Annotated in this window: 22 protein-coding genes and 1 pseudogene; 7 read left to right on the top strand and 16 right to left on the bottom strand. The window is 68.1% G+C overall.

Going from position 1 to position 22446, the window contains the following annotated elements; translation table 11 throughout:
• Nucleotides 1–30 precede the first annotated feature (30 nt).
• From EV192_RS40975 to EV192_RS40955, 5 genes and pseudogenes are all read right to left on the bottom strand, one after another.
• The gene (locus EV192_RS40975) at nt 31–447 is read right to left on the bottom strand and encodes an SRPBCC family protein (protein WP_243727387.1); all 417 of its coding nucleotides are present in this window, start codon (nt 445–447) and stop codon (nt 31–33) included.
• Complete coding sequence (locus EV192_RS40970) at nt 444–755, bottom strand: ArsR/SmtB family transcription factor (protein WP_207926594.1); 312 nt, start codon at nt 753–755, stop codon at nt 444–446. The genes EV192_RS40975 and EV192_RS40970 overlap by 4 nt, the downstream gene beginning before the upstream one ends.
• 33 nt (nt 756–788) lie before the next feature.
• Nucleotides 789–1136, bottom strand: coding sequence for a VOC family protein (locus EV192_RS40965; protein WP_132124116.1), 348 nt, complete (start codon nt 1134–1136; stop codon nt 789–791).
• Between the two features lie 36 nt (nt 1137–1172).
• Nucleotides 1173–1645, bottom strand: a pseudogene (locus EV192_RS40960) (dihydrofolate reductase family protein).
• Between the two features lie 96 nt (nt 1646–1741).
• On the bottom strand, nt 1742–2575 hold the full coding sequence (locus tag EV192_RS40955; RefSeq protein ID WP_132124115.1) for an SCO6745 family protein: 834 nt from the start codon (nt 2573–2575) through the stop codon (nt 1742–1744).
• Nucleotides 2576–2664: 89 nt separating this feature from the next.
• Between EV192_RS40955 and EV192_RS40950 the strand changes: the two genes are divergently transcribed.
• The gene (locus tag EV192_RS40950; protein WP_132124114.1) at nt 2665–3252 is read left to right on the top strand and encodes a TetR/AcrR family transcriptional regulator; all 588 of its coding nucleotides are present in this window, start codon (nt 2665–2667) and stop codon (nt 3250–3252) included.
• Nucleotides 3253–3755: 503 nt separating this feature from the next.
• On the opposite strand, the gene asnB is transcribed toward EV192_RS40950, so the two are convergent.
• The 3 genes from asnB to EV192_RS40935 are packed head-to-tail and all read right to left on the bottom strand — an operon-like array spanning nt 3756 to nt 7343.
• Complete coding sequence (asnB, locus tag EV192_RS40945; RefSeq protein ID WP_132124113.1) at nt 3756–5678, bottom strand: asparagine synthase (glutamine-hydrolyzing); 1923 nt, start codon at nt 5676–5678, stop codon at nt 3756–3758.
• An 8-nt stretch (nt 5679–5686) separates the two neighbouring features.
• Nucleotides 5687–6487, bottom strand: a complete 801-nt coding sequence (locus EV192_RS40940; protein WP_207926592.1) for an SMP-30/gluconolactonase/LRE family protein — start codon at nt 6485–6487, stop codon at nt 5687–5689.
• The gene (locus EV192_RS40935; protein WP_132124111.1) at nt 6453–7343 is read right to left on the bottom strand and encodes a LysR family transcriptional regulator; all 891 of its coding nucleotides are present in this window, start codon (nt 7341–7343) and stop codon (nt 6453–6455) included. Before EV192_RS40935 ends, EV192_RS40940 begins: the two co-directional genes overlap by 35 nt.
• A 70-nt stretch (nt 7344–7413) precedes the next feature.
• Here EV192_RS40935 and EV192_RS40930 point away from each other — a divergent pair, with 70 nt between their 5' ends.
• Complete coding sequence (locus tag EV192_RS40930) at nt 7414–8130, top strand: SDR family oxidoreductase (RefSeq protein WP_132124110.1); 717 nt, start codon at nt 7414–7416, stop codon at nt 8128–8130.
• A gap of 10 nt (nt 8131–8140) precedes the next feature.
• The gene (gene lipB / locus EV192_RS40925; protein WP_132124109.1) at nt 8141–8755 is read left to right on the top strand and encodes a lipoyl(octanoyl) transferase LipB; all 615 of its coding nucleotides are present in this window, start codon (nt 8141–8143) and stop codon (nt 8753–8755) included.
• On the opposite strand, the gene EV192_RS57220 is transcribed toward lipB, so the two are convergent.
• The 7 genes from EV192_RS57220 to EV192_RS40890 all read right to left on the bottom strand — a co-directional run bounded on the left by EV192_RS57220 (nt 8752) and on the right by EV192_RS40890 (nt 14964).
• A complete protein-coding gene (locus tag EV192_RS57220; protein ID WP_132124108.1) occupies nt 8752–10371 on the bottom strand; it encodes a discoidin domain-containing protein in 1620 nt (539 codons plus the stop codon). The two genes, lipB and EV192_RS57220, sit on opposite strands and share 4 nt — an antisense overlap.
• Nucleotides 10372–10502: 131 nt before the next feature.
• The gene (locus EV192_RS40915) at nt 10503–10718 is read right to left on the bottom strand and encodes a hypothetical protein (RefSeq protein ID WP_132124107.1); all 216 of its coding nucleotides are present in this window, start codon (nt 10716–10718) and stop codon (nt 10503–10505) included.
• Between the two features lie 104 nt (nt 10719–10822).
• Nucleotides 10823–11053, bottom strand: a complete 231-nt coding sequence (locus tag EV192_RS40910) for a hypothetical protein (RefSeq protein WP_132124106.1) — start codon at nt 11051–11053, stop codon at nt 10823–10825.
• A 133-nt stretch (nt 11054–11186) separates the two neighbouring features.
• Nucleotides 11187–11711, bottom strand: a complete 525-nt coding sequence (locus EV192_RS40905) for a hypothetical protein (RefSeq protein WP_243727386.1) — start codon at nt 11709–11711, stop codon at nt 11187–11189.
• A 48-nt stretch (nt 11712–11759) separates the two neighbouring features.
• On the bottom strand, nt 11760–13223 hold the full coding sequence (locus EV192_RS40900; protein WP_132124105.1) for an MFS transporter: 1464 nt from the start codon (nt 13221–13223) through the stop codon (nt 11760–11762).
• A gap of 154 nt (nt 13224–13377) precedes the next feature.
• Nucleotides 13378–13875, bottom strand: coding sequence for a DinB family protein (locus tag EV192_RS40895; protein WP_132124104.1), 498 nt, complete (start codon nt 13873–13875; stop codon nt 13378–13380).
• 189 nt (nt 13876–14064) lie between these two features.
• On the bottom strand, nt 14065–14964 hold the full coding sequence (locus EV192_RS40890) for a hypothetical protein (protein ID WP_132124103.1): 900 nt from the start codon (nt 14962–14964) through the stop codon (nt 14065–14067).
• 39 nt (nt 14965–15003) lie between these two features.
• Here EV192_RS40890 and EV192_RS40885 point away from each other — a divergent pair, with 39 nt between their 5' ends.
• Genes EV192_RS40885 through EV192_RS40870 form a run of 4 tightly spaced genes read left to right on the top strand, consistent with a single transcriptional unit; the run spans nt 15004 to nt 20191 of the window.
• Nucleotides 15004–17439, top strand: a complete 2436-nt coding sequence (locus EV192_RS40885; protein WP_132124102.1) for a tetratricopeptide repeat protein — start codon at nt 15004–15006, stop codon at nt 17437–17439.
• Between the two features lie 3 nt (nt 17440–17442).
• On the top strand, nt 17443–18588 hold the full coding sequence (locus EV192_RS40880; protein ID WP_132124101.1) for a glycosyltransferase family 4 protein: 1146 nt from the start codon (nt 17443–17445) through the stop codon (nt 18586–18588).
• Entirely contained in the window at nt 18585–19280 is a 696-nt protein-coding gene (locus tag EV192_RS40875; RefSeq protein WP_243727385.1) for a class I SAM-dependent methyltransferase, read from the top strand. The genes EV192_RS40880 and EV192_RS40875 overlap by 4 nt, the downstream gene beginning before the upstream one ends.
• Nucleotides 19277–20191: a prenyltransferase/squalene oxidase repeat-containing protein gene (locus EV192_RS40870; protein WP_132124099.1), complete on the top strand. Its 915-nt coding sequence runs from the start codon at nt 19277–19279 to the stop codon at nt 20189–20191. The genes EV192_RS40875 and EV192_RS40870 overlap by 4 nt, the downstream gene beginning before the upstream one ends.
• Here the strand turns inward: EV192_RS40870 and EV192_RS40865 are convergent.
• The gene (locus EV192_RS40865; RefSeq protein WP_132124098.1) at nt 20188–22356 is read right to left on the bottom strand and encodes a beta-propeller domain-containing protein; all 2169 of its coding nucleotides are present in this window, start codon (nt 22354–22356) and stop codon (nt 20188–20190) included. The genes EV192_RS40870 and EV192_RS40865 overlap by 4 nt on opposite strands.
• Nucleotides 22357–22446: the final 90 nt, after the last annotated feature.

Below are 22446 nucleotides of genomic sequence, written 5' to 3'. Positions count from 1 at the left end.
CGGATGTCGGATCCGATGGGATGAATTCGCCTAGCCGGCGTTACTCCGTTCGAGGAAGTTGATCAGCTTCCGCAACACCCGGGACCGCCAGCCGCCGTTCATGATCCGGCGCACCAGCTCCTCGTCCGGCCCGAACCCGTCGTGGGTGAGTATCAGCCGGGTGCCCCGGCCTTCGGGCGCCAGCCGCCACGTGATGGTCCAGTGGTCGCCCCAGGCGAACTTGATCAGCCGCTCGGGTTCGATCTCCAGCACCTCGCACGCCACCGGCCCGCCGGCGAAGTTCACCGCCGGCACCGGCTCGGCGTGCAGATGGAACCGGTGCCCGACAACGGGTTTGATGTCGTTCGGCATCAGCCACCTGGCCAGCAGGTCGGGTTCGGTCAGCGCCCGCCACACCTTGGCGGGCGGGTGGCCGAGGAACTGGTCGACCTCGATCGCCTCGGTCACAGGTCGTCCTCGTCGAGCAGGTCACGCAGCTTGGCGAGCTTCGCCCGCCAGAACCGTTCGTACGGTGTCAGCCAGTCCGACACCTGCCGCAACGGTTCGGGTTCCAGTGAGTAGTACCGGAACCGGCCTTCTTTGCGCTCGCTGACCAGACCGGCGTCCTTGAGCACCTTGAGATGCTCCGACAGGCTGGGCCGGCGCATGTCGAAGTGGTCCGCCAACTCCTGCACCGGCCTGGGCCCGTCCAGCAGGATCCGCAGCACATCCCGGCGGACCGGGCTGGCAAGCGCGGCGAAGACCTCGTCAGTCACTCGATCGAGAATAGATAGGAGATATCCTACGCGTCAAGCCCGGTGGGTGAGGACGTTCACGATCGTCCCGTTCGGATCGCGCACGAAGAACCGGCGCACACCCCACGGCTCGTCGCGCAGTGAGTAAACGATTTCCCGACCGGCTGCCACCAGGTCCTCGTGGACGGAGTCCACATCGTCCACTTCGACCGAGATGGCCGGGTGCAGTCCGGACGGGTCCGGCCCGATCAGACCGACCTGCGCGGTCGGGTTGCTGGGTGACGCCATCGTCGCCACCCAGCCGATGTTCATCGCCTCGTCGAAGCCCAGGCCGCGGTAGAAGTCCGCGCTCGCCTCGATGTCCTCAGTGCTCACGTTCGGTACCACGCGACGGATTGTCATGTGGCCCAGCCTACCGAGGACGATTGCGGCAGCAGATCACCGGACACGCAACCACATGTTCGTCACTGTCGGGGTCACCGTGTACTTGATCCGTTCCAGGTGGACGTTCGTGCCGCCGGGGTGGTCGAACAACCTGGTGCCGTCGCCGATCAGGACGGGCGCGATGTGCACCAGGATTTCGTCGAGCAGTCCGGCTTCCAGGCACTTGCGGGCCGTGGCGGCGCCGAGAATCACGACGTACTTGTCGCCGGCGGCCGCCGACGCGGCCACCACCGCGGCTTTGAGGTCGGACACCGGGGTGAAGCCGTCAGCGAGCCCTGTTTCGGTGGTGTGGACGTACATCGGCCCGGTCCACACGCCACCGTACGGCTTGCCCTCGGCGCCGGTGGCCGGGAAGTACGTGCGGTGGCCGGGAAGTACGTGCGGTGGCCGATCAGCAGCGCGCCGATCTGCGGCAGGACCTCGTCAACCGTCTCGTTCGGCCCGGCGTTCCCGGCGAGCCAGGACATGTCGTCGTTCGGGCCGGCGATGAAACCGTCCAGGGACATCGTGACGTGATACAGAACCTTGCTCATGCCCGTACCGACCTGGCCGGGCCGGAAAACTCATCGCGCGATGCCGAGCGTGCTCTTCGACGGCAGCAGGCCGGACTCGACGATCTTCATCATCACGGGCATCACCAACTGGGCCAGCCGACCCATGGCCGGGCCGATCGCCTGCCACGGCGCCGCGGCGAGCCGGTCGGTGACCCGCTCGACCTCGTCCCGCCCCGCCTTGCCCTGTGGTGTGGCGGTGCCGTCCGCGTTCACCCAGCCTCGCTCGACCAGGCGGGCCTGGGTGGCGGCCCATTCCTCGTCGCTCCACTGGCGGCTGGCGAAGACCTCCACCGGCGCGGCCCCGATCGCGGCGAACGACACCAGCGCCTCACACGGGTCCAAGCCCGCGGTCAGCAGGGCGGCGATGTGGCCGTCACCGCGGTGTTCCCTGATGACCGTGGCGGCGTGCCACAGCACCAGGTGCGGCTCCCGCGGCCACGGCAGGGCCGCGTTGGCGGCGGCGAGCGGCCTCCCAGCGGTGTTGGCCGCCAGCGCGACCGTCTTGGCCAGGTCCGCGGCCTCGGCCAACTCGGGGCTGTCCACCAGGTCGCCGAGGATCCGGCGTAACGCCCGGTCGACACCGGTCAGCCGGGCCCGCAGGATCGCGGCCTGGTCGGCAACGGTCGGGATGTGCTCGGCGACCATCTTCGGGTTGAAGCTGTGGAACGTGGCCGCGACCAGCTCCTTCGTCGGCGTGCCCAACGGCGCCGACCGCAGCGCGAAGTACGTGGGCCAGCGGGTGTCGGTCTGGTACCCGAGCCTGGCGAACTCCTCGAACACCTCCGGGGCGTAGTAGACGATCGCGTGCACCGGCTCCAGCAACTGCCACATCTGTCGTTCCATCACTGCCTCCACCTGAATCTTGTCGGTGACTAGATTCAACCTCGGTATCCAAATCTTGTCAATGACTAGATTCACGGTATGGTGCTGGCATGGCCTACCACCACGGCGACCTCCGCCGCGCCGTCCTGGACGCCGCCCTCGAGGTGATCGAGGCATCCGGGCCGGGCGCGATCAGCCTCCGCGACCTCGCCCGCCGCGCCGGCGTCTCGCACGCCGCCCCCGCCCATCATTTCAAGGACAAAGCCGGCCTGCTCACCGCCATCGCCGTGGAAGGCAACGAGATGCTGGCGGACTCACTGGCCGAAGCGCTGGCCGAGGACCGCGCCAGCATGATCGACCTGGGCGTCCGGTACGTCCGCTTCGCCCTGGAACACCCCGCCCACTTCGAAGTGATGTACCGCCCCGACCTCTACCACCGCAAGGCCCCAGAACTGATCGCGGCCCGCGAACGCACCGGCAAGATGCTGCGCGGAACCGTCCAGGCCATGCCCGAATCGTTCCGCGGCCCGGACGCCAGCCTGGCCCAACTCGCGGCCTGGTCCGCCGCCCACGGCTTCGCCAACCTCGTCCAAGGCGGCAACCTGGACCGGACGATCGGTGATCGGGATCCCGCGGATGTATTCCGCGCTTTGGCCACTCTCCTTTTCGGCTCTCGGCCCACATTGGACAATCTGTGAGGTTGCGAGCGTTGGTGGGGTGTCGCTTGCTGCTTGAGGACTGAAAGAATGTTCGCTCGCCGCTCGGGCAGGCCGCCGAGAGGGAGTCTTCTGGCCGGGTTTTGCTGCTGTGGTTGGGTTGTCTACGGTGGCGGCGCCCCCCTCCCGTATGGCCCGCCCAAGGGAAACACATCTGCCAGGTGGGGTCCAGCTTGGTCTTCCGGTCCGTAGGGCTTTCGCCTTTTGTTGGGATTCGTAGGCGGACCTCCGGTTGGGTTTCGTGGGCTTGGACCCCACCTGACAGATGTGTTTGGCTTCGCCCAGGCCATACGGGAGGGAGACACCGCTCTGGGCGAAGTGTGTTGCACTGCAAGCGCTTTCTCGCTCTGGGTTGCTATGCTGCGCGCTCCAAACGGGCCAGGTGGGATCCAACCCAACCACAGCAGCAAAACCCGGCCAGCGACTCCCTCTTGGCGGCCTGCCCAAGCGGCGAGCGAACATTCTCTTCGGGCCCCCGCCAGAGGCTAGAGCTTCACGGGATAGACCGGTTCGGGGACGGCCGGCTTGATGCTGTGCTCGACGAAGATTCCGTGCCACAACATGAACACCAGCAGGGCCCAGAGTTGGCGGCTGCGGTCGTGGGCGCCTGCTTTGTGTTCGCGTAGGAGGGACAGGATTGCGTTCTTGTCGAGGAGGTAGTCGGTTTTCGAGTCGGTGATGATGTTTTGGGCCCAGTCGTACATCTCGTTGCGCAGCCATACTCGGATGGGTACGGGGAAGCCTAGTTTGCGGCGGTTCAGTACGTGTGGGGGGATGATCTTGGCTAGTGCTCGGCGCAGTGCGTACTTTGTTGTTCCGCCGGCGAGTTTCTGGTCCAGGGGGATGCTGGCGGCGACGTTGAAGACTTCGGTGTCCAGGAAGGGCACGCGCAGTTCCAGTGAGTTGGCCATGGTTACTTTGTCGGCTTTTACGAGGATGTCGCCGCGTAGCCAGGTGTACAGGTCGACGTGTTGCATCCGGGCTACTGGGTCCCAGCCTTGTGACTGGGCGTACCAGGGTGCGGTGATTTCCTTGAAGCCGATGGTGGGGTCGTAGGTTCGGAGCACCGCGCGCAGTTGTTCGTCGCGGAAGTTGCGGGCGTTTCCGTAGTAACGGTCCTCAAGGGACAGTGCGCCTCGGCGGAGGAGGTCTTTGCCGCGGATGCCTTCCGGGATCTTCGTGGAGACCTTGCCGATCATCCTGCGGACGCCGCCAGGGATCTTTTCGAACGGCGCCAACGAGATCGGCTCGTTGTAGATGGTGTAACCGCCGAACAGCTCGTCCGCGCCCTCGCCGGACAGGACCGCTTTCACGTGCTTACGTGCCTCGCGCGCGATGAACCACAACGGCACCAGGGCTGGGTCGGCGACCGGGTCGTCGAGATACCAGACGATGAGCGGCAGTGCCTCCATCATCTCGGCCGCGGACACCATCCGGACCACGTGCCGCACGCCGATCGCCTCGGCGGTCTCCGCGGCGACGTCCACTTCGGAGTAACCTTCGCGCTCGAACCCGCTGGTGAACGCGATCAGGTTCGGGTTGAACTCCTTGGCCAGCGTCGCGGTCGCGGTGGAGTCGATCCCGCCGGACAGGAACGCGCCGACCGTGACGTCCGGGTCGGAGATCATGTGCTTGGCCACCGAGTCGCGCATGACGTCGGCGATCTGGTCGTACAGCGCCGAAGGCGACACCGGCCGCGCGGCGAACTGAGGGTGGAAGTACCGGGTGAACTCGACCTGGCCGCCTGGGGCGACGCGGAAGGAAGTGCCGGACTCGACGCGGCGGATCCCGGTGTGCAGCGACTCGGGCTCCGGCACGTACTGCAGGACGAGGTAGTGCTGCAGCGCGGTCTTGTCCAGTTCCTCGGCGACGCCGAGCGTCCCGGACAGCTCAAGGAGGCTCTTCTTCTCGCTGGCGAACGCGACCCCGCCCGGCCCGGCAGAGTAGAAGAGCGGTTTGATGCCGAACGGGTCGCGGGCGCCGAACACAACCTTCTCCTGCGCGTCCCAGATCATGAACGCGAACATGCCGCGCAGCCGCTTGACCGCGTCCGGCCCGAGGTGGTGGTACGCGGCGACGACCGCCTCGCCGTCGCCTTCGGTGTTGAACTTCGCGCCGAAGCGTTCGGTCAGCTCGGCGCGAAGTTCGAGGTAGTTGTAGACCTCGCCGTTGAAGTTGAGCGTGTAGCGGGCCGGCGCCTCGGGCGGTCCCCAGGTCAGTGGCTGGTGCGACCGTTCCAGGTCGATGAACCCGAGCCGGTTGAACCCGTAGACGACCTCGGCGTCCGCCCACGTGTCGGTCTCGTCCGGCCCACGGTGACGCTGGCACCGCAACGCGCCTTGGACGGCGCCGCGGGCAGCCGTCGCTTCGCTCTCAGTCGCACAGATCAGTCCAAGTAGGCCGCACACCGCAGCCACTATGCCGTATCGAGGTCGACCGCGATCACCTGCCCACTACCAGGGCGGACCAGCTCCTTCTCGGTCATCCCCTGCCACTCGGCGGCCACGACGAACAACGTCGACCCGTTCAGGGCACACGCGAACGCGCCCCGGTCCACGTCGACGGTATCCAGCACCTTGCCGCCAGAAGCGACCCGAACACACCGCTTGTGCGGAACGTCGGCGTACCAGACGGCGCCCGAGCGGTCCACGCAGATGCCGTCCGGGACGTCGGAGCCCAGGTCGGCCCAGATTCGGCGGTTCGCGAGATCCCCGTTCGGCTGAATGTCGAACGCCACCAGGGCGTGCCCGTACGAGTCGGCCACGATCAGCACGTCGTCGACCACTGCCATGCCGTTGGGAAACGCGATGTCGTCGGCCACCTGCCGACAACCGTCCGGGTTCGCGAGGTACACCCCGCCGGGTTTGAACTCCTCGCCGGCCATCGGGTTGAAGCCGGCGCAGTTCACGTACGCGTTGCCGCGCCCGTCCACGACGATATCGTTCCAGCCTGGTTTGCCCAGGTCAGCACGGGTGACCAGAGTGCCGTCCTGGTCCCGGCGCAGCAGCCGGCCGTTCGGCGAGTCGACGATCAGCAGATGACCGTCCGGGAGCCAGTCGATGCACAGCGGCAACGAGTCGACCCGGGCGACGACCTCGTGGTTGCCGTCCAGGTCGACCGTGATAACTTCACCGGCTGACCAGTCGGCGAACCACAGCAGGCCGTCGCGCCAGCGCGGCGACTCAACCAGTCCAAGTCCCGTGAGCAGCGTCTTCATAGCGTTCATGCTCTATGTACGAACCACGGCCCGCCAGATCGACACTTCGAGTCGCGGCACGGACGAACGCGGCCACCGCACGCGACCGGGAACGCTCCGGCCATGCCACGACCGTCGTGGTGACGGGCCCGTCCAGCACGGGGACGGTGACCAGGTCGTCCCGCAAATGGGCCCGGACCGACTCCGGCAGCACCGCGATGGTCCGTCCCAACGCGACCAGCAACAGCAACTGCGCGCTGTCCCGCACCAATGGCCCGGATCCCGGCTTCCCCGGCCAGCGTGGGAACGTCTCCCCCGCCATGTCCGCCATGATCAGGTGGTCACAGTCCGCCAGCCGATGGCCACGCGGCAACACCGCCACCGAGTCCTCGGAGTGCAACTCCTCGGTGTCGAAACCGGACATATCGTCGTACGGCGCGTGCAGCAACGCCACGTCGGCGCGGCCGTCGCGCAGGATCCCGGACTGTTCGCCGATCCCACAGACCGACAGCTCGACCGGGATCGAGTCGGCGTCCTCCGCGTACGCCGCGAGGATCGAGTCGAGCAGCGCGGAGTCCCCGGCGGGCTTCATCACCAGGACCAGCCGGGGTCGGGGCTCGCCGGCTCGCTGGGTTCGCAGGGTCGCGGCGGACAGGGCGTCCAACGCCTTCCGTCCCTCGTGGAACAGCACCTCGCCCGCGGCGGTGAGGACCACCTTGCGGCTGGTGCGTTCGAACAACGCGACCCCCAGCCGGTGTTCCAGCTGCTTGATCGCCCGGGACAGCGGCGGCTGGGCGATGCCGAGCCGTTCGGCGGCGCGGCCGAAGTGCAGCTCCTCGGCGACCGCCACGAAATATCCGAGCTCCCGCGAATCCATACCTTGAGGGTATCGCTCCGGATCAAGCCGGTCATGGTGTTCCTGGTCAGCCGGTGCTGGAGTCAACCTCATGAGTGAGACAGTTGCCCTGGTGACCGGGGCGAACAAAGGACTCGGGTACGAGACCGTCAAGCAGCTGCGCGACCTGGGCATGACGGTGCTGCTCGCGGCCCGTGACCCGGAGCGCGGCACCGAGGCCGCCAAGTCCCTGGGCGTCGACTTCGTCCGGCTCGACGTCACCGACCCGGCGAGCGCCCAGGCCGCGGCGGCCGTCGTCGGCGAGCGGTTCGGCCGGCTGGACGTGCTCGTCAACAACGCCGGCATCACCGGCGGCGAGTCCGGACTGATCCGGAACGCCGACCTGGCCACGATCCGGGCCGTGTTCGACACCAACTACTTCGGCATCATCCACGTCACCCAGGCGATGCTGCCGCTGCTGCTGAAGTCCACGGCTCCACGGATCGTCAACGTGTCCAGCGGCGTCGGTTCGCTCGCCAAGATGAGCGACCCGGACAGCCCGATGGCGGCCATGCCCGGCGGCCTCGCGTACGTCCCCACCAAGACCGCGGTGAACTCGCTGACCGTCCAGTACACCAGGGAACTCCGCAAGGACGGCGTCCTGGTCAACGCGGCCGACCCCGGCTACTGCGCCACGGATCTCAACAACCACAGCGGTTTCCGTACGGCGGCGCAGGGCGCGGCGGTGTCCGTCCACCTGGCGACCCTGCCGCCGGACGGCCCGACCGGCGGGTTCTTCACCGACGACGGCGCCGTTGTGCCGTGGTAGTAGTGGAGTCATGCAGCGGATCGACCTGGGTGCGGTTCCGTACGCCAAAGCCATCGCGGACATGGCCGAATGGGTGCGGCAACGCCAGGAGGGGCTGATCGGGGACCGGCTGGTCCTGCTCACCCACCCGCCGGTCATCACGTACGGCGCGCGCACCCCACCGGCCGAGCTGCCGCGGCACGGCAAGATTCCCCTCGTGCCGGTGGATCGCGGCGGGCAGGCCACGTACCACGGGCCCGGCCAGCTGATCGGCTACCTGGTGATGAACCTGCGCGAGCGCGGGCCCGGCGATGTCGTCCGGTGGCTGGAGGACGGGCTCATCGAGGCGCTGGACTCGTTGGGGTTCAAGACGATCCGCCGGGACACCCCGCCGCGGTCGCAGAGCCTGGTGGGGGTGTGGACTCCGGAGCACCGCAAGCTGGTGTCCATCGGGATGCGCATCCGGCGCGGTGTCACCAGCCACGGGTTCGCGTTGAACATCGACCCGGACCTGAGTGTGTTCGCCGCGTTCACCGCGTGCGGCCTGCCTGACGTGGCCATGACGTCGCTCGCCGAAATGGGGCGGCCCGCACCCTCGGAAGGAGAGGTGCGGACCGCCGTCGCAGCCGCCTTGGGCGCGGCCTAACGGGTTCCGTACACCTGCATCTCGTACAGCGAGTACCCGTACGAGGTGCCGCGAACAGTCCCGTTCATCCGGACGTACCTGCCGGTGCCGGTGAGACCGGTCAGGTCGTCCGTGCCCCCGTTTCCGGTGGTGGTCGAGTAGATCGTGGTCCACGTCGAGCCGTCCGGGGACGTCTGGATCGTGTACGACTTGCCGTACGCGGCCTCCCAGGTCAGCTTCACGTGGCTGACCGTGGCGGTGCCGCCGAGGTCGATCCGCACCCACTGCGGATCGGCGCCTTCCTTGCTGGCCCAACGGGTCTTCGTGAGGTCGCCGTCGAACGCCTTCGCGGCCGAGTAGGTCGAGGACTCCGTCGATGACGCGGTCGCCGGCTGCCCCTGCGACAGCAGCACCGGCTCCCCCGGACCGGATCCGCCGACCGTCAAGGTGTACGTGGCCGTGTGCGAGATCCCGGCGGACGTTCCGGTCACCGTGATCGGGAACGTTCCGGCTGGGGCGTCAGCGGTGGTGGCCACCTTCAGGGTGGACGTGCCGCCCGCGGTCACCGTCGCGGGACTGAAGGTCACGGTCGCGCCCGCAGGCACGTTCGACGCGGACAACGCGATCGACCCGGCACCGGTCGTGTTCACAGTGGACGTCACCGAACCGCCGCCGGTGATCGACCCCGACGCCGGGCTGACGCCGACCGTGAAGTCGTTGGTACCGCCGGAAGCGGTGAAGTCCCACTGGCTCGCCGCGCCGGAGCAGCTGCCGGCCGTCACCGCGCCGCTCGCCTCGCGGAAGCACTTCTTGGACGTCTGGATGTCCGAGATGGTCTTGTTGCTCGGGTTCACCGACCACTGCTGGTTCGGCCCGGCCGTGCACGTCTGCAACACGATCTTGCTGCTGGACATGCCGAGGCACAGGTTGTTCTTCACGAAGAACGCGCCGTGGAACGTGAACTCCTGGGCGGCCGAGCCCGTGCACGGCGCCGTCTTCATCTGGGTACCGGAGGTCGAGCTGTTGTTCGGGTCCTCCATGCACATGCCTGTGGACACGTTCTTGTACGAGCCGACGGTCTTGTTCGGCTGCGCGCCGCCATAGCACTCGCCTGTGCTGGTGTTGAAGATCGGTGCGGGGTCGTAGTTCTCGTTCGACGGCGGGTCCACCACGACCGGCTCCATCACCGGCGTGCCGTTGTCGTTGTAGTGGGTCAGCGCGTCCTCGCAGTCGATGGCGTCCATGGCGCTGCCGCCTTTGCCGCCGAGCCACAGGTCGATGTGCCGCAAGCCTGGACCGCCGTTGGGGCCGTGGCCGCTCCAGTCCTGACCGCACTCGTCGCAGCCGTCCTCCATGATGAAGTACTTGCGCACCCGGGGAACCCACACCTTGGTGCCGGCCTTCAGCTCGGCGGTGGCGGTGGCGAACGTGATCGGGTCCGCGAACGTGCCCGTGCCACCCGCGGTGGAGTGGATCTGGGGATACGAGATGTCGCCGCCGGGCGGCGTGTTGTCCCACCAGCCGTAGAACGTGAGGAACGTCGGCTGAGTGGTCTCGGCGTTCGCCGGTGCGTTGGCGAACGCGGACATCAGGACAAGGACGAGGGTCACGACCGCGCCGAGCGCACGCCGTCTCATGATGCCTCCGGAAGTCACTTCGGGGGATCCTGTGGCGGCTGGACTACAGCCTGACGCCCCGCGTGCACTCCCGTCAAGGTTTATTAGGAAAGTTTGTTAACAATTAGCCCCGCGGCACGGGGCCCGGCACCTCACGCCGCCTCCAGCAGTGCCTCCCCGGTCGGCGTGAGTCTGGCCGGGCCGTCGGCCGCGGCGATCAGGCCGGCCTGGGTCAGGCGCAGCCCGGCGAACTGGTCGCAGCACCCGATGCCGTCGACGCGCAGGCACTCGCCCGCGAGCTCGCATCGACCCGCGGCCACGGCGCGCAGGACGGCTCGGTCCCGGTAGCTGATGCTGATGGTGTTCATCGTGGGTCTCCTCCCGCTCTCTACCAACACGTCGAACCAGGCCGGCTCGGATCGACACCGCTCTGACGTAATAGAGGCGCGAAAGTATCCACCGAATACAAAATTCACCCGGAGTGATGAGGCGGACACGAGACGTGTTCCCGCATCCATTCCTCGGCCTCCGGGTACACACCGGACGCCGCCCACGGCTGCCCCTCGATGTCCAGCACCAGAAGCTGGTCACCGAGTTCGAGCTGGGCCGCGAGAATGTCCCGTACCTCGTCGAGGTGATAGCCGGTGGACACCAGCCAGACGTTCTCCGCCGGGTGCCACCAGCGGCCCAACGAAGTGATCATGCGAGCCAGGCTCGCGCCGGGACTCGCGACCCCCACCCGGGACACTGAATAGCAGATCAGCAGGGTGCCCACTGAATCCATCATTCCGTACTGGTGCCGGTCCAGTCGCCACCCACATGGAGCAGCGTGCGGGTTAACAGCCGCCGCAGTTGTAGAAGGTCACGTCCCAGTGGCTCGATTCGTCAAAGTAGATGTTGCCCGCGCCGGACTGCCATTTGCCGCCGCCGATGGACGTGAAGGTGTTGTGGATGTAGTTGGTCAGGCAGGTGGACTTGCCGAAGTCCAGCTTGTACCCGTTCCAGTGGCTGTACGTGCCGCTCGCGTGGCCGGTCTCGGTGCCGCCGGTGATGTTCAACGCGCATCCGCTGGCGCGCTTGAGGGTTTCCGCGCCCTGGATGGTCGTCAGGTTGACCTGGTCGAACGACGTGCAGGTCGCGTTGTCGCGGTCGCTGCAGTTGCCACTGGACGACCAGGTGATGCCGGCCGCGCGTAACCGGGCGGTGGCTTGGGCGTGGGTCAGTTTCGCGACCTGGACGGTGACCGTGCCGTGGGCGACCGGGTCGTTCTCGGTCGTCGCCTGCGCGGTGGCGTCGGCCAGGAAAACCCCGACGGCGGCGACCGCGAACGTGATCATGCCGCGCAGCAGTGAAAGCCGCATCCTGTTGCTCTCCTCGTTCGGCAGGGTCGAACGGATGGAGCGTAATAGTTATTGACTGGATATCACAGAGCGCTGGGACAAATTTTCGTCGACGGAACAGCGGCGACGCCCGCGAAACTCCCGAATGGCCAGCGCGAGGGCGATCGAAATGATCACCACCGCGGCGCCCATCGCGATCGCCAGCCCGGCCTGGTAGTCACCGGAATCCGCGCCACTGTGGAATGCCGCGACCAGAAGTGCCGCCCCCACCGCGGTTCCGACGCGTTGCCCGGTCTGCAGGGCGCCACCCGCCGCGCCGGCCATCCGGGTGGGCACGTTCTCCAGGGTCAACGTGATGTTCGGGGAGATCACCGCGCCGCCGCCGATTCCGGCCAGCAGCAACGGAACCGCCATCCACAGGCCGGCGCTGCGGCCGGGCGCCAGCAGACCGGCCACACCCGACAGAGCGAAGCCCAGGATCACCAGACCCAGCGCGCCGACCGTGAGCCGTCGGCCCCACCGGGACACCAGCCGGCCGGCGATCGCCGACGACACCGCCGATCCCAACGCGAACGACGTCACGGCGAAGCCGGATTCCAGCGCGGTGTAGTGCAGTCCGGTCTGGAAGAACATGGCCATCACCACGAACAGCCCGGCGAAGCCGCAGAAGTACACCATGCCGATGGTCGCGCCGGACGAGAAGCCGGCCGTGTTCGTGAACAGGCGAACGTCCAGCAGCGGCGCGCGGCCCTGCCGGACAGTCCGGTGTTCCCACCGGACGAACAGGTACCCCAGGGCGACCGCGACCGGCAGGAGCCACCACCACGTGCCGAAGTTGCCGCTCTCCACCTGCACCACCGGGAACAGCACACACACCACGGCCAAGCCGAGCAGGGCCGCGCCGAGGAAGTCGATCTCGGTGCGGATCCGGATCTTGCGCCGCTCCTCACCGGGCAGCAGCCGCGCGGCGAAGATCAGCGCGACCACGCCGATCGGGACGTTCACGTAGAACACCCACCGCCAGCCGGTGTCCGTGCCGAACAGGGCGATGATCAGGCCACCCAGGACCGGGCCGACCGCCGTGGAGAACCCGATGGTCGCGCCGAGCAGCCCGAACGCCCGGCCACGTTCCGCGCCCTGGAACATGGTCTGGATCAGTCCGGAGCTCTGCGGGGTCAGCAGACCGGCGGACGCGCCCTGCAGCAGCCGCGCGACGACCAGCCACGCCATCGACGACGCGGCGCCCGCGAGCGCGCTCATCAGCACGAAGCCGGCGAGGGCGAACATGAAGATCCGGCGACGGCCGAGCGCGTCCCCCAGCCGCCCACCAGCGACGAGCGTCAACCCGTACGCCAACGCGTACCCCGACACGACCCACTGGACCGCGCCCGCCGACGCGCGCAGCCCGGACTGCATGGACGGCAGGGCCACGTTGACGATGCTCACGTCGAGCAGGCTCATGAAGCCCGCGCCCAACGTGACGGCCAGCGCACGCCATCGCCGCGGATCTGGTTCGTTCGTCACGGTGTCCATAGTCGTCCCCGGCCCGCGCTGGGTCAGCTGGCGCGGTACGGCGCACCCCCAGATCGCCGTACCGCACACCGAGTACACACGGTCACTGCCGGTGCAGTCCAGTGTTCGAGTGCTCCCATCATGGGTCCTTTCAGTCCGGATCGGACAATCCCGGTCATTCCGGATGATCGCCCGCGGCGCCGTCGATGAGCTCCCGCAGGATGTCCATGTGCCCGGCGTGCCGGGCGGTCTCCTCGATCATGTGGATCAACACCCAGCGCATCGACACAGCGTCACCGAACCAGGCAGTGCCCTCGTCCGTCACCTCGACCTCGGCGATCACCTGGTCCGCCGCGGCCCGCGCCCGCCGGTAGTAGCCCAGCACGTCCTCGGTGGACTCGTGCGGCTCGATCCGCAGGTCCTCCTCGGGATCGTCGGGATCCTGGACGACCTTCACGGGCGGCCGCCCGAACGTCTCCAGGAACCAGCCGGACTCCACGTACGCCAGGTGCTTGACCAGGCCGAGCAGACTCGTCCCGCTGGGTGTCATCCGTCTGCGCAGCTGCTCGTCGTCCAGCCCTTCGAGCTTCCACAGCACGACGTCCCGGTGGCGATCCAGGCTCGCCTGCAGACTTTCCTTCTCGTCGCCGGTGAACGGCACTCGCTTCGACATAACGGCAAGGTAGCGGGCACCACCGACAGTATCGATGGTCCTCGCTTCGCTCGGACGGCTTGGCCGCCTTCAGCCGGCCATTTCCACCGCGCCCCACGCCACCGACATCTTCGCTCTGAGCTGGCCGCCGCTGTGCTTGGGGCGATGTCGGGCGTGTTGCGCGGCGTAAATGACCGGCGCGGCCAAGCATCAGGACAGCGCGCGGCCCACCGGCTCGCCGATCTGGCGTTTGGCCAGGTAGAAGGTGGCGTCGTGGGGCTTGGCGCCGTTGTCCACGGTGTAGCCGCCTGCCAGGACGCCGGCCGGGTCGGCGAACAGTGGGGTCAGGTCCGGCCGGGCCGCGACGAGATCGTCCCGGTCGGCGATGTTCACCCAGCTCAGGACCGACTTCGGCACCATCGGGGGCTGCGGTCGCAGTCGTTCGTAGACGACCGCCCGCAGGCCGAGGGGCGAGCCCATGGTCACCAGGAGCGGCAGTGGATGGCCCAGTTGGTGGGCGACCTCGTACGCGACGACCGACCCGAGTGAGTGGGCCACGATCACCTTGGTGTTCTCGTCGACCAGGTCGAGGACGCGCCGCTGGATCCGCGCACGGGTCTCCTCGTCGGTGAGATACCGCGTCACCTGGGCCAACGACTTCACCACGACCCGTCCCGCGAGGGCCACCCCCAGCCGGGCGAACGGCCGCAGCCTGGTCAGGCTGTTGATGACCGGTCGGAGCGCGGCCCGTGCACCCTGTGTCTCGCCGCGCTGCGTCAAGTAATCGATTTCCCGACGGGCGGCCTGCCGGTCCGACTCGTCCGTGGCGTCCTCGGCGGCACGCGTCAGCCACGCCATCGCGATCGCCTCGGCGAGCTCGGGTGCGGGCAGGTCGTCGCTGGTGCCCTGCTGGTCCGTGGGCAGGAAGAGGTCGCCGTAGAAGGCCATCCGCGCGTCCCCTGGCTGGCCGGACCGCCACAGCCGGTCCGCGACCGACGGGTGGCCCGCGGTCCGCACCCCGCCGGCCAGGCTCGGCAGCCACGCGGCCTCAAGCCCGTCGGCTGACTTCTGTTCCTGCGCGATCCCGTGGACGAGCACGACCTCCGCCATGCGACGCAGCGTATTCCCCGCCGGGCTACTGTGTCCCGCGTGGGAGAACGCCGGCTGCTGGTCATCGCTTCGCAGTGCGCGGAGCTGAACCAACTGTCGTTCTTGCCGTCGGCGGCCCAGGACATGGCTGCCAGCCTGCTCGATCCCGCGGTCGGCGGATGTGTGCCCGCGGTCGGTGACGGCCTCCTCGTCGACCCGACGATCACCGAGGTCGACGACGCCGTCACCGCGGCCTTCGAACGTGCCTCGGCGGACGAGGCCACGTTGATCATCGCGCTGGTCGGGCATGGCGACTACGTCTCGGACGACTTCTACTACCTGGTCCGCGACACCGCGCTGCCGCCGTCCAGCCGGACCGCCTTCCTGCTCGCGCAACGGATCCGCGAGCTCCTGGGGCTCTACTCGTCGGTCGACGGCCTGGTGTTGCTGCTGGACACGTGCCACGCCGGGATCGCGGCGGAACAGGCGGCCGCCCGGTGGGTGCACATCGTCGGCCAGGCCGGCCGCCGGTTCGAGGTGCTGACCGCGTCGGACGACCGGGTCGCCGCGAACGGCTGCTTCAGCCGGCAACTCGCGCGCGTGCTGCGCTCCGGGCACGACCGTCTGGGTGAGCGGCTGCGGTGCCCGGACATGAAGACCGTGCTCGCCGGCCTGTGTCCGGCGCAGACCGCGGTCCACCTGGCCTTTGACGGACGTCGCCAGATCGCCGCCGGTGATGAGGGACTCTGGCTGGCGGTGAACAACTCGCCGATGTGGATCGACTCGGTCGCGGCCGGCAATCCGGCGTCCGCCGCCATCGAACGGCTGGCCCGCCGGTTCACCCCGTCACCAGCGTTGGCTGAGGTCGTCGGCAAGCTCTTGATGGGAACGGGATATCTGGCCGTTGTCGGCCCGCAGCGGTCCGAACTGGTCGCGGCGCTCGCCCGGCCGGCGGTGGCGCCCGAGACGATTCCGCCGAAGATGCTGCACGGCCTGCTGATGCTGGCCGCGACGGACACCGCCGAGGGGATCGCGGCGGAACTCGCCCGGCAACTGGACAAGAACGTGCCGGGATTCGCCGCCGCCCACGCCTCGCTGCGCAAGTCCATGGACGACAACGCATGGCAGGCGGCCGACGCGTTCGAACGGCACGTTTCCGGCCCGCTTCGATCGGTGTCCGAGGCGATCCGGATCGCCGTGGACGGCGTGGACGGCCTCCCGCAACCGCTGCGAACCCGGGTCCTGGCACACCTCGAATCGCTGCTTCCCTCGGTTCAGCTCGTCATCTCCTGCGAAACCGCGCCGCCGGACGCGGTCGCCGTCGCCAGCGGACCCCCACTACCGGACGGGGTCTTCGGCGCCGATGGCCCCGGTGTCGAGGCGCGGTCCACAGGACCCGAGGTCGAGGATCCGGTCTGGGCGGTGCTCGCCGCGGCCGGCGGCGCCATTCCGATCGGCGTCCTTGTCGCCGCCAGCTCATTGCTCGGCGGACTGTCGACGATCCCGGACGTGCACGACGAACTGGTGGCACACCGCGAAAAGGTCGACCGCGGCGACCCGGGCACAGCGGCGGAACTTGTCACCTACCTCCCCGAGGCCACCTTCTCCGACCGTGCCGCACATGACGCCATCGCCCGGGTGTTGGCCTCGCTGGCGCCGATTGACCAACGGGATTCCGGTGGCCCCGAACAGGTCTACGCCGACCAGACCGAGCCCGCCCATCTCTGGCGGGCCGGTCGCCAGCTCGAAGCGCTGGCCAGCCTGTGGGCGCGTGGCTCGGTCATCCCGGCCGAGCAGTGCGCGACCTGGCTGGAATGGAGCGAACGTGTGGCGTTCGCGGAAGGCGCCCGCAGCGAACCCGCGATCATCGCCCGCGCACGATACGCCACCGCACTGGGCAAGCTCGGGAACCGCACCGAGGCCCTGGCGCTGTTCCAGAAGCTCCTGCCGATCGCCCTGGCCGAACTCGCCCCGGGCCACGAGGAAATCTTCAGTATTCGCAACAACATCGGATATCTGCTCTTCGAACTGGAGCGGTACGAGGAGTCCAGGGATGTACTGGAACCCCTTGTCGCCGACGCGACCGCCGCGCTGTCCACCCGGCACCCAGAGACGTTGCATGCCAGGCACATGCGAGCGGTACTGACGGGCAAGCTGGGCAACGGCGACGAATCCGCCCGGCTCTCCCTGGAAATGCTGCCGGACGCCGAGGAAACGCTCGGTTCCCGGCATGAGGTCACCACCAACGCGCGACTGAACTTCGTTTTCTGGACCCGGCGTCAAGAAGCCCCCCCCCCGTTGTTTTTCGAGCAGGTTCGGCTGCTCCACCAGCGAGTCGAGGAGCTGAAGTATGACGACCCCTGGGCTTTGGACATTCTTTTCGTCCTCGCCGACGGCGAGGCGGACAAGTTGGCGTCGTTGTACGAACGTTCGGTCGCGGTCCGCGGCGAGAACCATCCGGAGACGGTCAAGATCGGGCGGGCGCTCGGCAGGTGAGCGGTGAGCCTGCGGGTCGCACTCCTGTCGTACCGCGGCAAGGCGCACTGCGGCGGGCAAGGTGTCTACATCAGACACTTGAGCCGGGAGCTGACCGCGCTCGGCCATTATGTCGAAGTGATCGCCGGGCCGCCTTATCCGGTTCTCGACCCCGGTGTTCCCTTGGTCAGAACACCGAGTCTCGACCTGTACGCCGAGCCGAACCCGTTTCGCACGCCCAAGCTGGCCGAGCTGCGCCGGATTCCGGACTGGATCGAGTTCGTGACCATGCGGCGCGGCGGTTTCCCGGAACCGCTGACGTTCAGCCTGCGCGTCCGGCGATACCTGGCCACGCACCGGTTCGACATCGTGCACGACAACCAGAGCCTCGGATACGGCCTGCTCGGCCTGCGAACACCGGTGATCGCGACCGTCCATCACCCGGTCGTCATCGATCGGGACATGAAGCCGCCGTCCGCCGGGACACGGCGTTGGTACGCGTTCACGCGCATGCAGCACCGGGTCGCCCGGCGGCTGCCCATGCTGCTCACTGTTTCCGAAGCGGCCAAGTCGGCCATCACTTCGCGGATGGGTGTGCCCGGTTCCCGGATTCGGGTCGTGCCGTTGAGCGCGGACACCCGGATGTTCACGCCTGACCGTGTGCCGCGCGTGCCCGGCCGGGTCGTGTGTGTGGCGAGCGCGGACGAGCCGATCAAGGGGCTGCGGCATTTGCTGGCCGCGGTCAAGGACGTGCACTGCGAACTTGTCGTCATCGGGAAGCCGAAGCCGGTTCCTGGTGTCACGTTCGTCAGCGGCCTGACAGACGACGAGTACGCGGACCTGATCTGCGGCGCCGAGATCGTCTGTGTGCCGTCGTTGTTCGAGGGATTCTCGTTGCCCGCGATCGAGGCGATGGCCTGCGGGGTCCCTGTCGTCGCCACGTCCGGCGGCGCGCTTCCCGAAGTCGTCGGCGACGCCGGAGTCATTGTCCCACCGGGCTCTCCGGAGGCGCTGGCGCGGGCGCTGCGTGATCTCCTCGCCGATCCGGTCAGGCGGAAACGGCTCGGCGAAGCGGGAACCGCCCGAGCGGCAAGGCTGAGCTGGCGGCGGACCGCCGAGCGGACCGCCGCGTGTTACGAGGAAGTCGTCAGGAGCGTGCGACCTTGTTGACCGTCCATTTCGGTCGGTTTCCGGTCGGCGCGGGCGACCGGGTGCTCGATCTCGGCTGCGGTGCCGGACGACACGCCTTCGAGGCGCACAAACGAGGCGCCCACGTGGTGGCGGTCGACATCGACTCGGCGGTGCTCAAGGACGTGCGGGACATGTTCAGCGCGTTGGTCGAAGCGGGCGAGGCGGACACCCCCGCGCTCGCCGTCCGGGCCAGCGGGTCCTTCCTGCCCTTTCCGGACAACACGTTCTCGCATGTAATCGTCGCCGAGACGCTGGAGCACGTACTGGACGACCGGGCGATGATCGCCGAAGCCGTCCGGGTCCTGAAACCGGGCGGTCTGATCGCGGTGACCGTGCCGCGATGGTGGCCGGAACGGATCTGCTGGGCGCTTTCCGACGCGTATCACGAGGTCGAAGGCGGCCATGTCCGGATCTACCGGCGGAGTCACCTGCTTCGCCGGCTACGCGGAGCGGGCTTGCGAACGGTGCGTACGCATCACGCACACGCGCTGCATTCCCCTTTCTGGTGGCTGCAATGCCTTCTGGGCCAAGAGAACACCGTTGTCAAGCGTTACCACGACTTCCTGGTCTGGGAGATCATCGCGGCACCCCGCCTGGTCCGGCTGCTCGACCGAGCGCTGAATCCGGTGCTGGGCAAGAGTCTCGTGGTGTACGCACGGAAAGCGACGTGACCGCGGCCTGGATCGCCGGCGTCCAGCGTTCCGATGGAGCGATCCCCTGGTACGACGACGGCCCGCTGGACGCCTGGAACCATGTCGAAGCCGCGATGGGGCTCGATGTGGCCGGCCGGCACGCGGAGGCCGAGGCCGCGTACCTCTGGCTCGCGGAGAGCCAGAACCCGGACGGCTCCTGGTATTCGTATCCAGAGCTCGCCAAAGACGCCAACTTCACGGCCTACGCGGCAGTCGGCGTCCTGCACCACGCGCTGATCGCTGACATGTCGTTCCTGGAACGCCTGTGGCCGACAATCGACGCGGCCATGCAGTTCGTGCTGTCGCTGCGCCGGCCCGACGGCGCGATTCGTTGGCGGACAGGGTCATCCGAGTGCTTGTTGGCCGGCAACTCGAGTATCCATCTCGCGTTGCGCTGCGCGACGGACATCGCCTCCCGGCTGGGACGGTCCCGGCCGGAGTGGGTCGCCGCCGCCGACGGGCTGCGTGCCGTGATCGTCAACCGGCCCGAGGTGTTCACGCCGAAACCGCATTCGATGGACTGGTACTACCCGGTTCTCTGTTCGGTGGTCGGCGAGAACGGGCTCGCGTCGAAGTGGGAGACGTTCGTCGTGCCGGATCTGGGCGTGCGTTGTGTCCACGACCAGCCCTGGGTCACCGGCGGCGAGACTGCCGAACTCGCGCTCACCTTGGCCGTGCGCGGCGACAAGGACCGTGCTCGGCAACTGCTCGCCGACATTGCATTCCTGCGCCACACCGACGGTTCCTACTGGACCGGCTACCAGTTCGCGAACCAGGTCATCTGGCCCGCGGAACGGACCACCTGGACGGCCGGCGCGATGCTACTGGCCGCCGCGGCCATCGACGACGAACCTGCGACGCACACTGTCTTCAGCCAAGCAGCGGTCTAGCGCAACGGCATCCAGGCTTTCTGCGCCAGATCGCCGAGTCCGTTCGCCATCACGCCGCTGTCCGACACCGTCCACAGTTCGTCGCCGATCACCAGCGAGCGCCTGATCATGCCGTTCGGGTGGGTGATGCGGCCGACCTCGGTGATGCTGCCGCTGTCCAGCCGCAACACCAGGGCGTAGCTGCCACCTGCCGCCTTGTCCCGGGACAGGCCCATGACCGGGACGACGACCATGTTGCGCGCCGGCCAGTACAGGAACGCGTGCGCGTCGTAGCCGACCTCGGACGAGGTGCCTTGGATCTGGTACGCGGCGGCGCGGTTCGGCGCGGCTGGGTTGCCGACGTCGAACAGGGACACCTGGACGGACATCGGGCCGTCCACGCCGACCCCGAGGATCTTGCCGTCGCCGACCGGATGCAGGTAGGCGGAGTAGCCGGGGATCTTCAGTTCGCCGACCAGGCGTGGTCGGGTCGGCTGCGAAAGATCCAATGTGTACAGTGGGTCCGTCTGGCGGAACGTGACGACGTAGCCGACCGCGTCGAGGAACCGGACCGCGTAGATCCGCTCGCCGACGCCAAGGCCGTCGATCCTGCCGACGACGTCGAGCGAGTTGTCCTTACGTGCCAACACTGTCACCACGCTCTGCGATTGGCCGTCCGCTCGCGTGGCGAACTGGTTGACGGTGGTCGCGACCCGCAGATTCCCCTGGTACTCGGACATCGAGTACTGGTTCAGCAGCGCGCCGTCGACCTCGCCGGAGCCGGCGTACCGCGGTGGCCCGGCGCCGGTGATGTCGAAGCGGTGGATCTGGGTCCGCTGTGGCGCCACCGGGATGTCCGGTGTGCCCTTGACCTTGCCGCCGCTGTACACCATCGGGGCCACGCTGTTGCGGTGGTCGTCGGCGACGTAGAGGCTCTTGTCCGTGCCGTAGACGGTGTTCCCGTCGGCGACGACGGTGACCGGGTCGCCTGTTCCCAGGTTCTTGGTCAGGTCGACGGTGAGCACGGTCAGCATCGACGTCCCTGAGTAGGCCTGCGCGTGGCTGACCCGGTCACAGCTGACGAAGGTGCCTTCGGTCTGCGCGTCCCCGGTGTTCAGCTTGAAGTACGGCAGCCAGTCGTTGATCGTCGACCGGGCCGCGATCTCCCGGTTCTGGTCCAACGCGGAACTGTAGGCCTGTGCCCGGTTCGGGTGGACGAAGTTCAGCCGTGGCCGGGAACTCAACACGACCCGGGCGACCGAGCCGATCTGGCGGGCGTCGACGTACTCGCCGTTGGTCATCGCCAAGGTGCCCAGGGTGCGCGGCGCCCCGGACAGGTCGACGAGGACCAGAGTCTGCTCGGGACTCGTGGGAATCGGCGGGTCGATCGGGACAAGCGGCGGCGCCGGCTTGGTTTCGCCACTGGACGGCGGATGGGTCTCGAATGAGCTGGTGAGCGGCGGCGGCACGGTGGAGTTCGGCACAGGGGAACTCACCGGCGGACGTGGCCCGCTGGAAGTCGACAGCGGCGGAGGTGGCGGACTGGACGTTGTGGACCCCGGCGGGCGGGGCACGCTGGAAGTCGTTGGCACCGGGGACGAAGCAGGCGGCAGGGACTCCTCGGGAGTCAGCGGCACGTACCGCGGTGACCTGTTGGCCACGAGCAGCGCGCGGTCGCCGGCGAGGAGGATCTGCGAGACGGTCATGTCCGGCAGGTCCAGGGTCCCGGTCACCTTGTGGGACGCGACATCGATCACCTTGAACTGCCCGTTCACCGCGGACACCAGGCGTTTCCCGTCGGTCTTCACCAGGTCGGGCTCGTCGATGCCGACCTCGTGGTTGTTCGTGGACGAGTGCTGGTCGGTCGCGCCCGGTTGTTCGGCCGACGAGGCGCTCTTCGGCGCCTGCGGCGCTGGTGCCCCGGCCCGCGCCGCGCCGTCCTCGGCCATCGGCGCGTCGGCGATGGCGCCGCCGCCTTCCATGGCGACCGCCGTCGGGCCGCCGAAGCCGTACGGTCCGATGTACGGCCACGCGGCCTGCCGCAAACCGCTCAACGCCTTGTCACACGTGTTGAACGAGACCAGCGAGACAGCGCCCGGTGAGGTGTTCACCACATCCGGCGGCTGAGCCGCCAGGTTGGCGGGTGCGGCCGCGGCGAGACCGCCGACGACCAGCACGGTTCCCACCCCCACCACGATCTTCCGCCAGTCAACTCTCGGTAACCCCGCTGTCGGTGCCATATACCCAAGACGGTGACTCCGGCCGAATCCGTTGCC

Source organism: Actinocrispum wychmicini, from assembly GCF_004345645.1.
Taxonomy (GTDB): Bacteria; Actinomycetota; Actinomycetes; order Mycobacteriales; family Pseudonocardiaceae; genus Kibdelosporangium; species Kibdelosporangium wychmicini.
This window is presented reverse-complemented; position numbering and strand designations above follow the sequence as displayed.

Coding starts and splice junctions, on each gene's coding strand:
- EV192_RS40955 (WP_132124115.1), bottom strand. CDS start 2,575: ATGGAACGACAGATGTGGCAGTTGCTGGAGCCGGTGCACGCGATCGTC.
- EV192_RS40915 (WP_132124107.1), bottom strand. CDS start 10,718: ATGAACACCATCAGCATCAGCTACCGGGACCGAGCCGTCCTGCGCGCC.
- EV192_RS40950 (WP_132124114.1), top strand. CDS start 2,665: ATGGCCTACCACCACGGCGACCTCCGCCGCGCCGTCCTGGACGCCGCC.
- lipB (WP_132124109.1), top strand. CDS start 8,141: ATGCAGCGGATCGACCTGGGTGCGGTTCCGTACGCCAAAGCCATCGCG.
- EV192_RS40940 (WP_207926592.1), bottom strand. CDS start 6,487: ATGAAGACGCTGCTCACGGGACTTGGACTGGTTGAGTCGCCGCGCTGG.
- EV192_RS40935 (WP_132124111.1), bottom strand. CDS start 7,343: ATGGATTCGCGGGAGCTCGGATATTTCGTGGCGGTCGCCGAGGAGCTG.
- EV192_RS40930 (WP_132124110.1), top strand. CDS start 7,414: ATGAGTGAGACAGTTGCCCTGGTGACCGGGGCGAACAAAGGACTCGGG.
- EV192_RS40965 (WP_132124116.1), bottom strand. CDS start 1,136: ATGACAATCCGTCGCGTGGTACCGAACGTGAGCACTGAGGACATCGAG.
- EV192_RS40905 (WP_243727386.1), bottom strand. CDS start 11,711: ATGCGGCTTTCACTGCTGCGCGGCATGATCACGTTCGCGGTCGCCGCC.
- EV192_RS40910 (WP_132124106.1), bottom strand. CDS start 11,053: ATGATCACTTCGTTGGGCCGCTGGTGGCACCCGGCGGAGAACGTCTGG.
- EV192_RS57220 (WP_132124108.1), bottom strand. CDS start 10,371: ATGAGACGGCGTGCGCTCGGCGCGGTCGTGACCCTCGTCCTTGTCCTG.
- EV192_RS40895 (WP_132124104.1), bottom strand. CDS start 13,875: ATGTCGAAGCGAGTGCCGTTCACCGGCGACGAGAAGGAAAGTCTGCAG.
- EV192_RS40900 (WP_132124105.1), bottom strand. CDS start 13,223: ATGGACACCGTGACGAACGAACCAGATCCGCGGCGATGGCGTGCGCTG.
- EV192_RS40890 (WP_132124103.1), bottom strand. CDS start 14,964: ATGGCGGAGGTCGTGCTCGTCCACGGGATCGCGCAGGAACAGAAGTCA.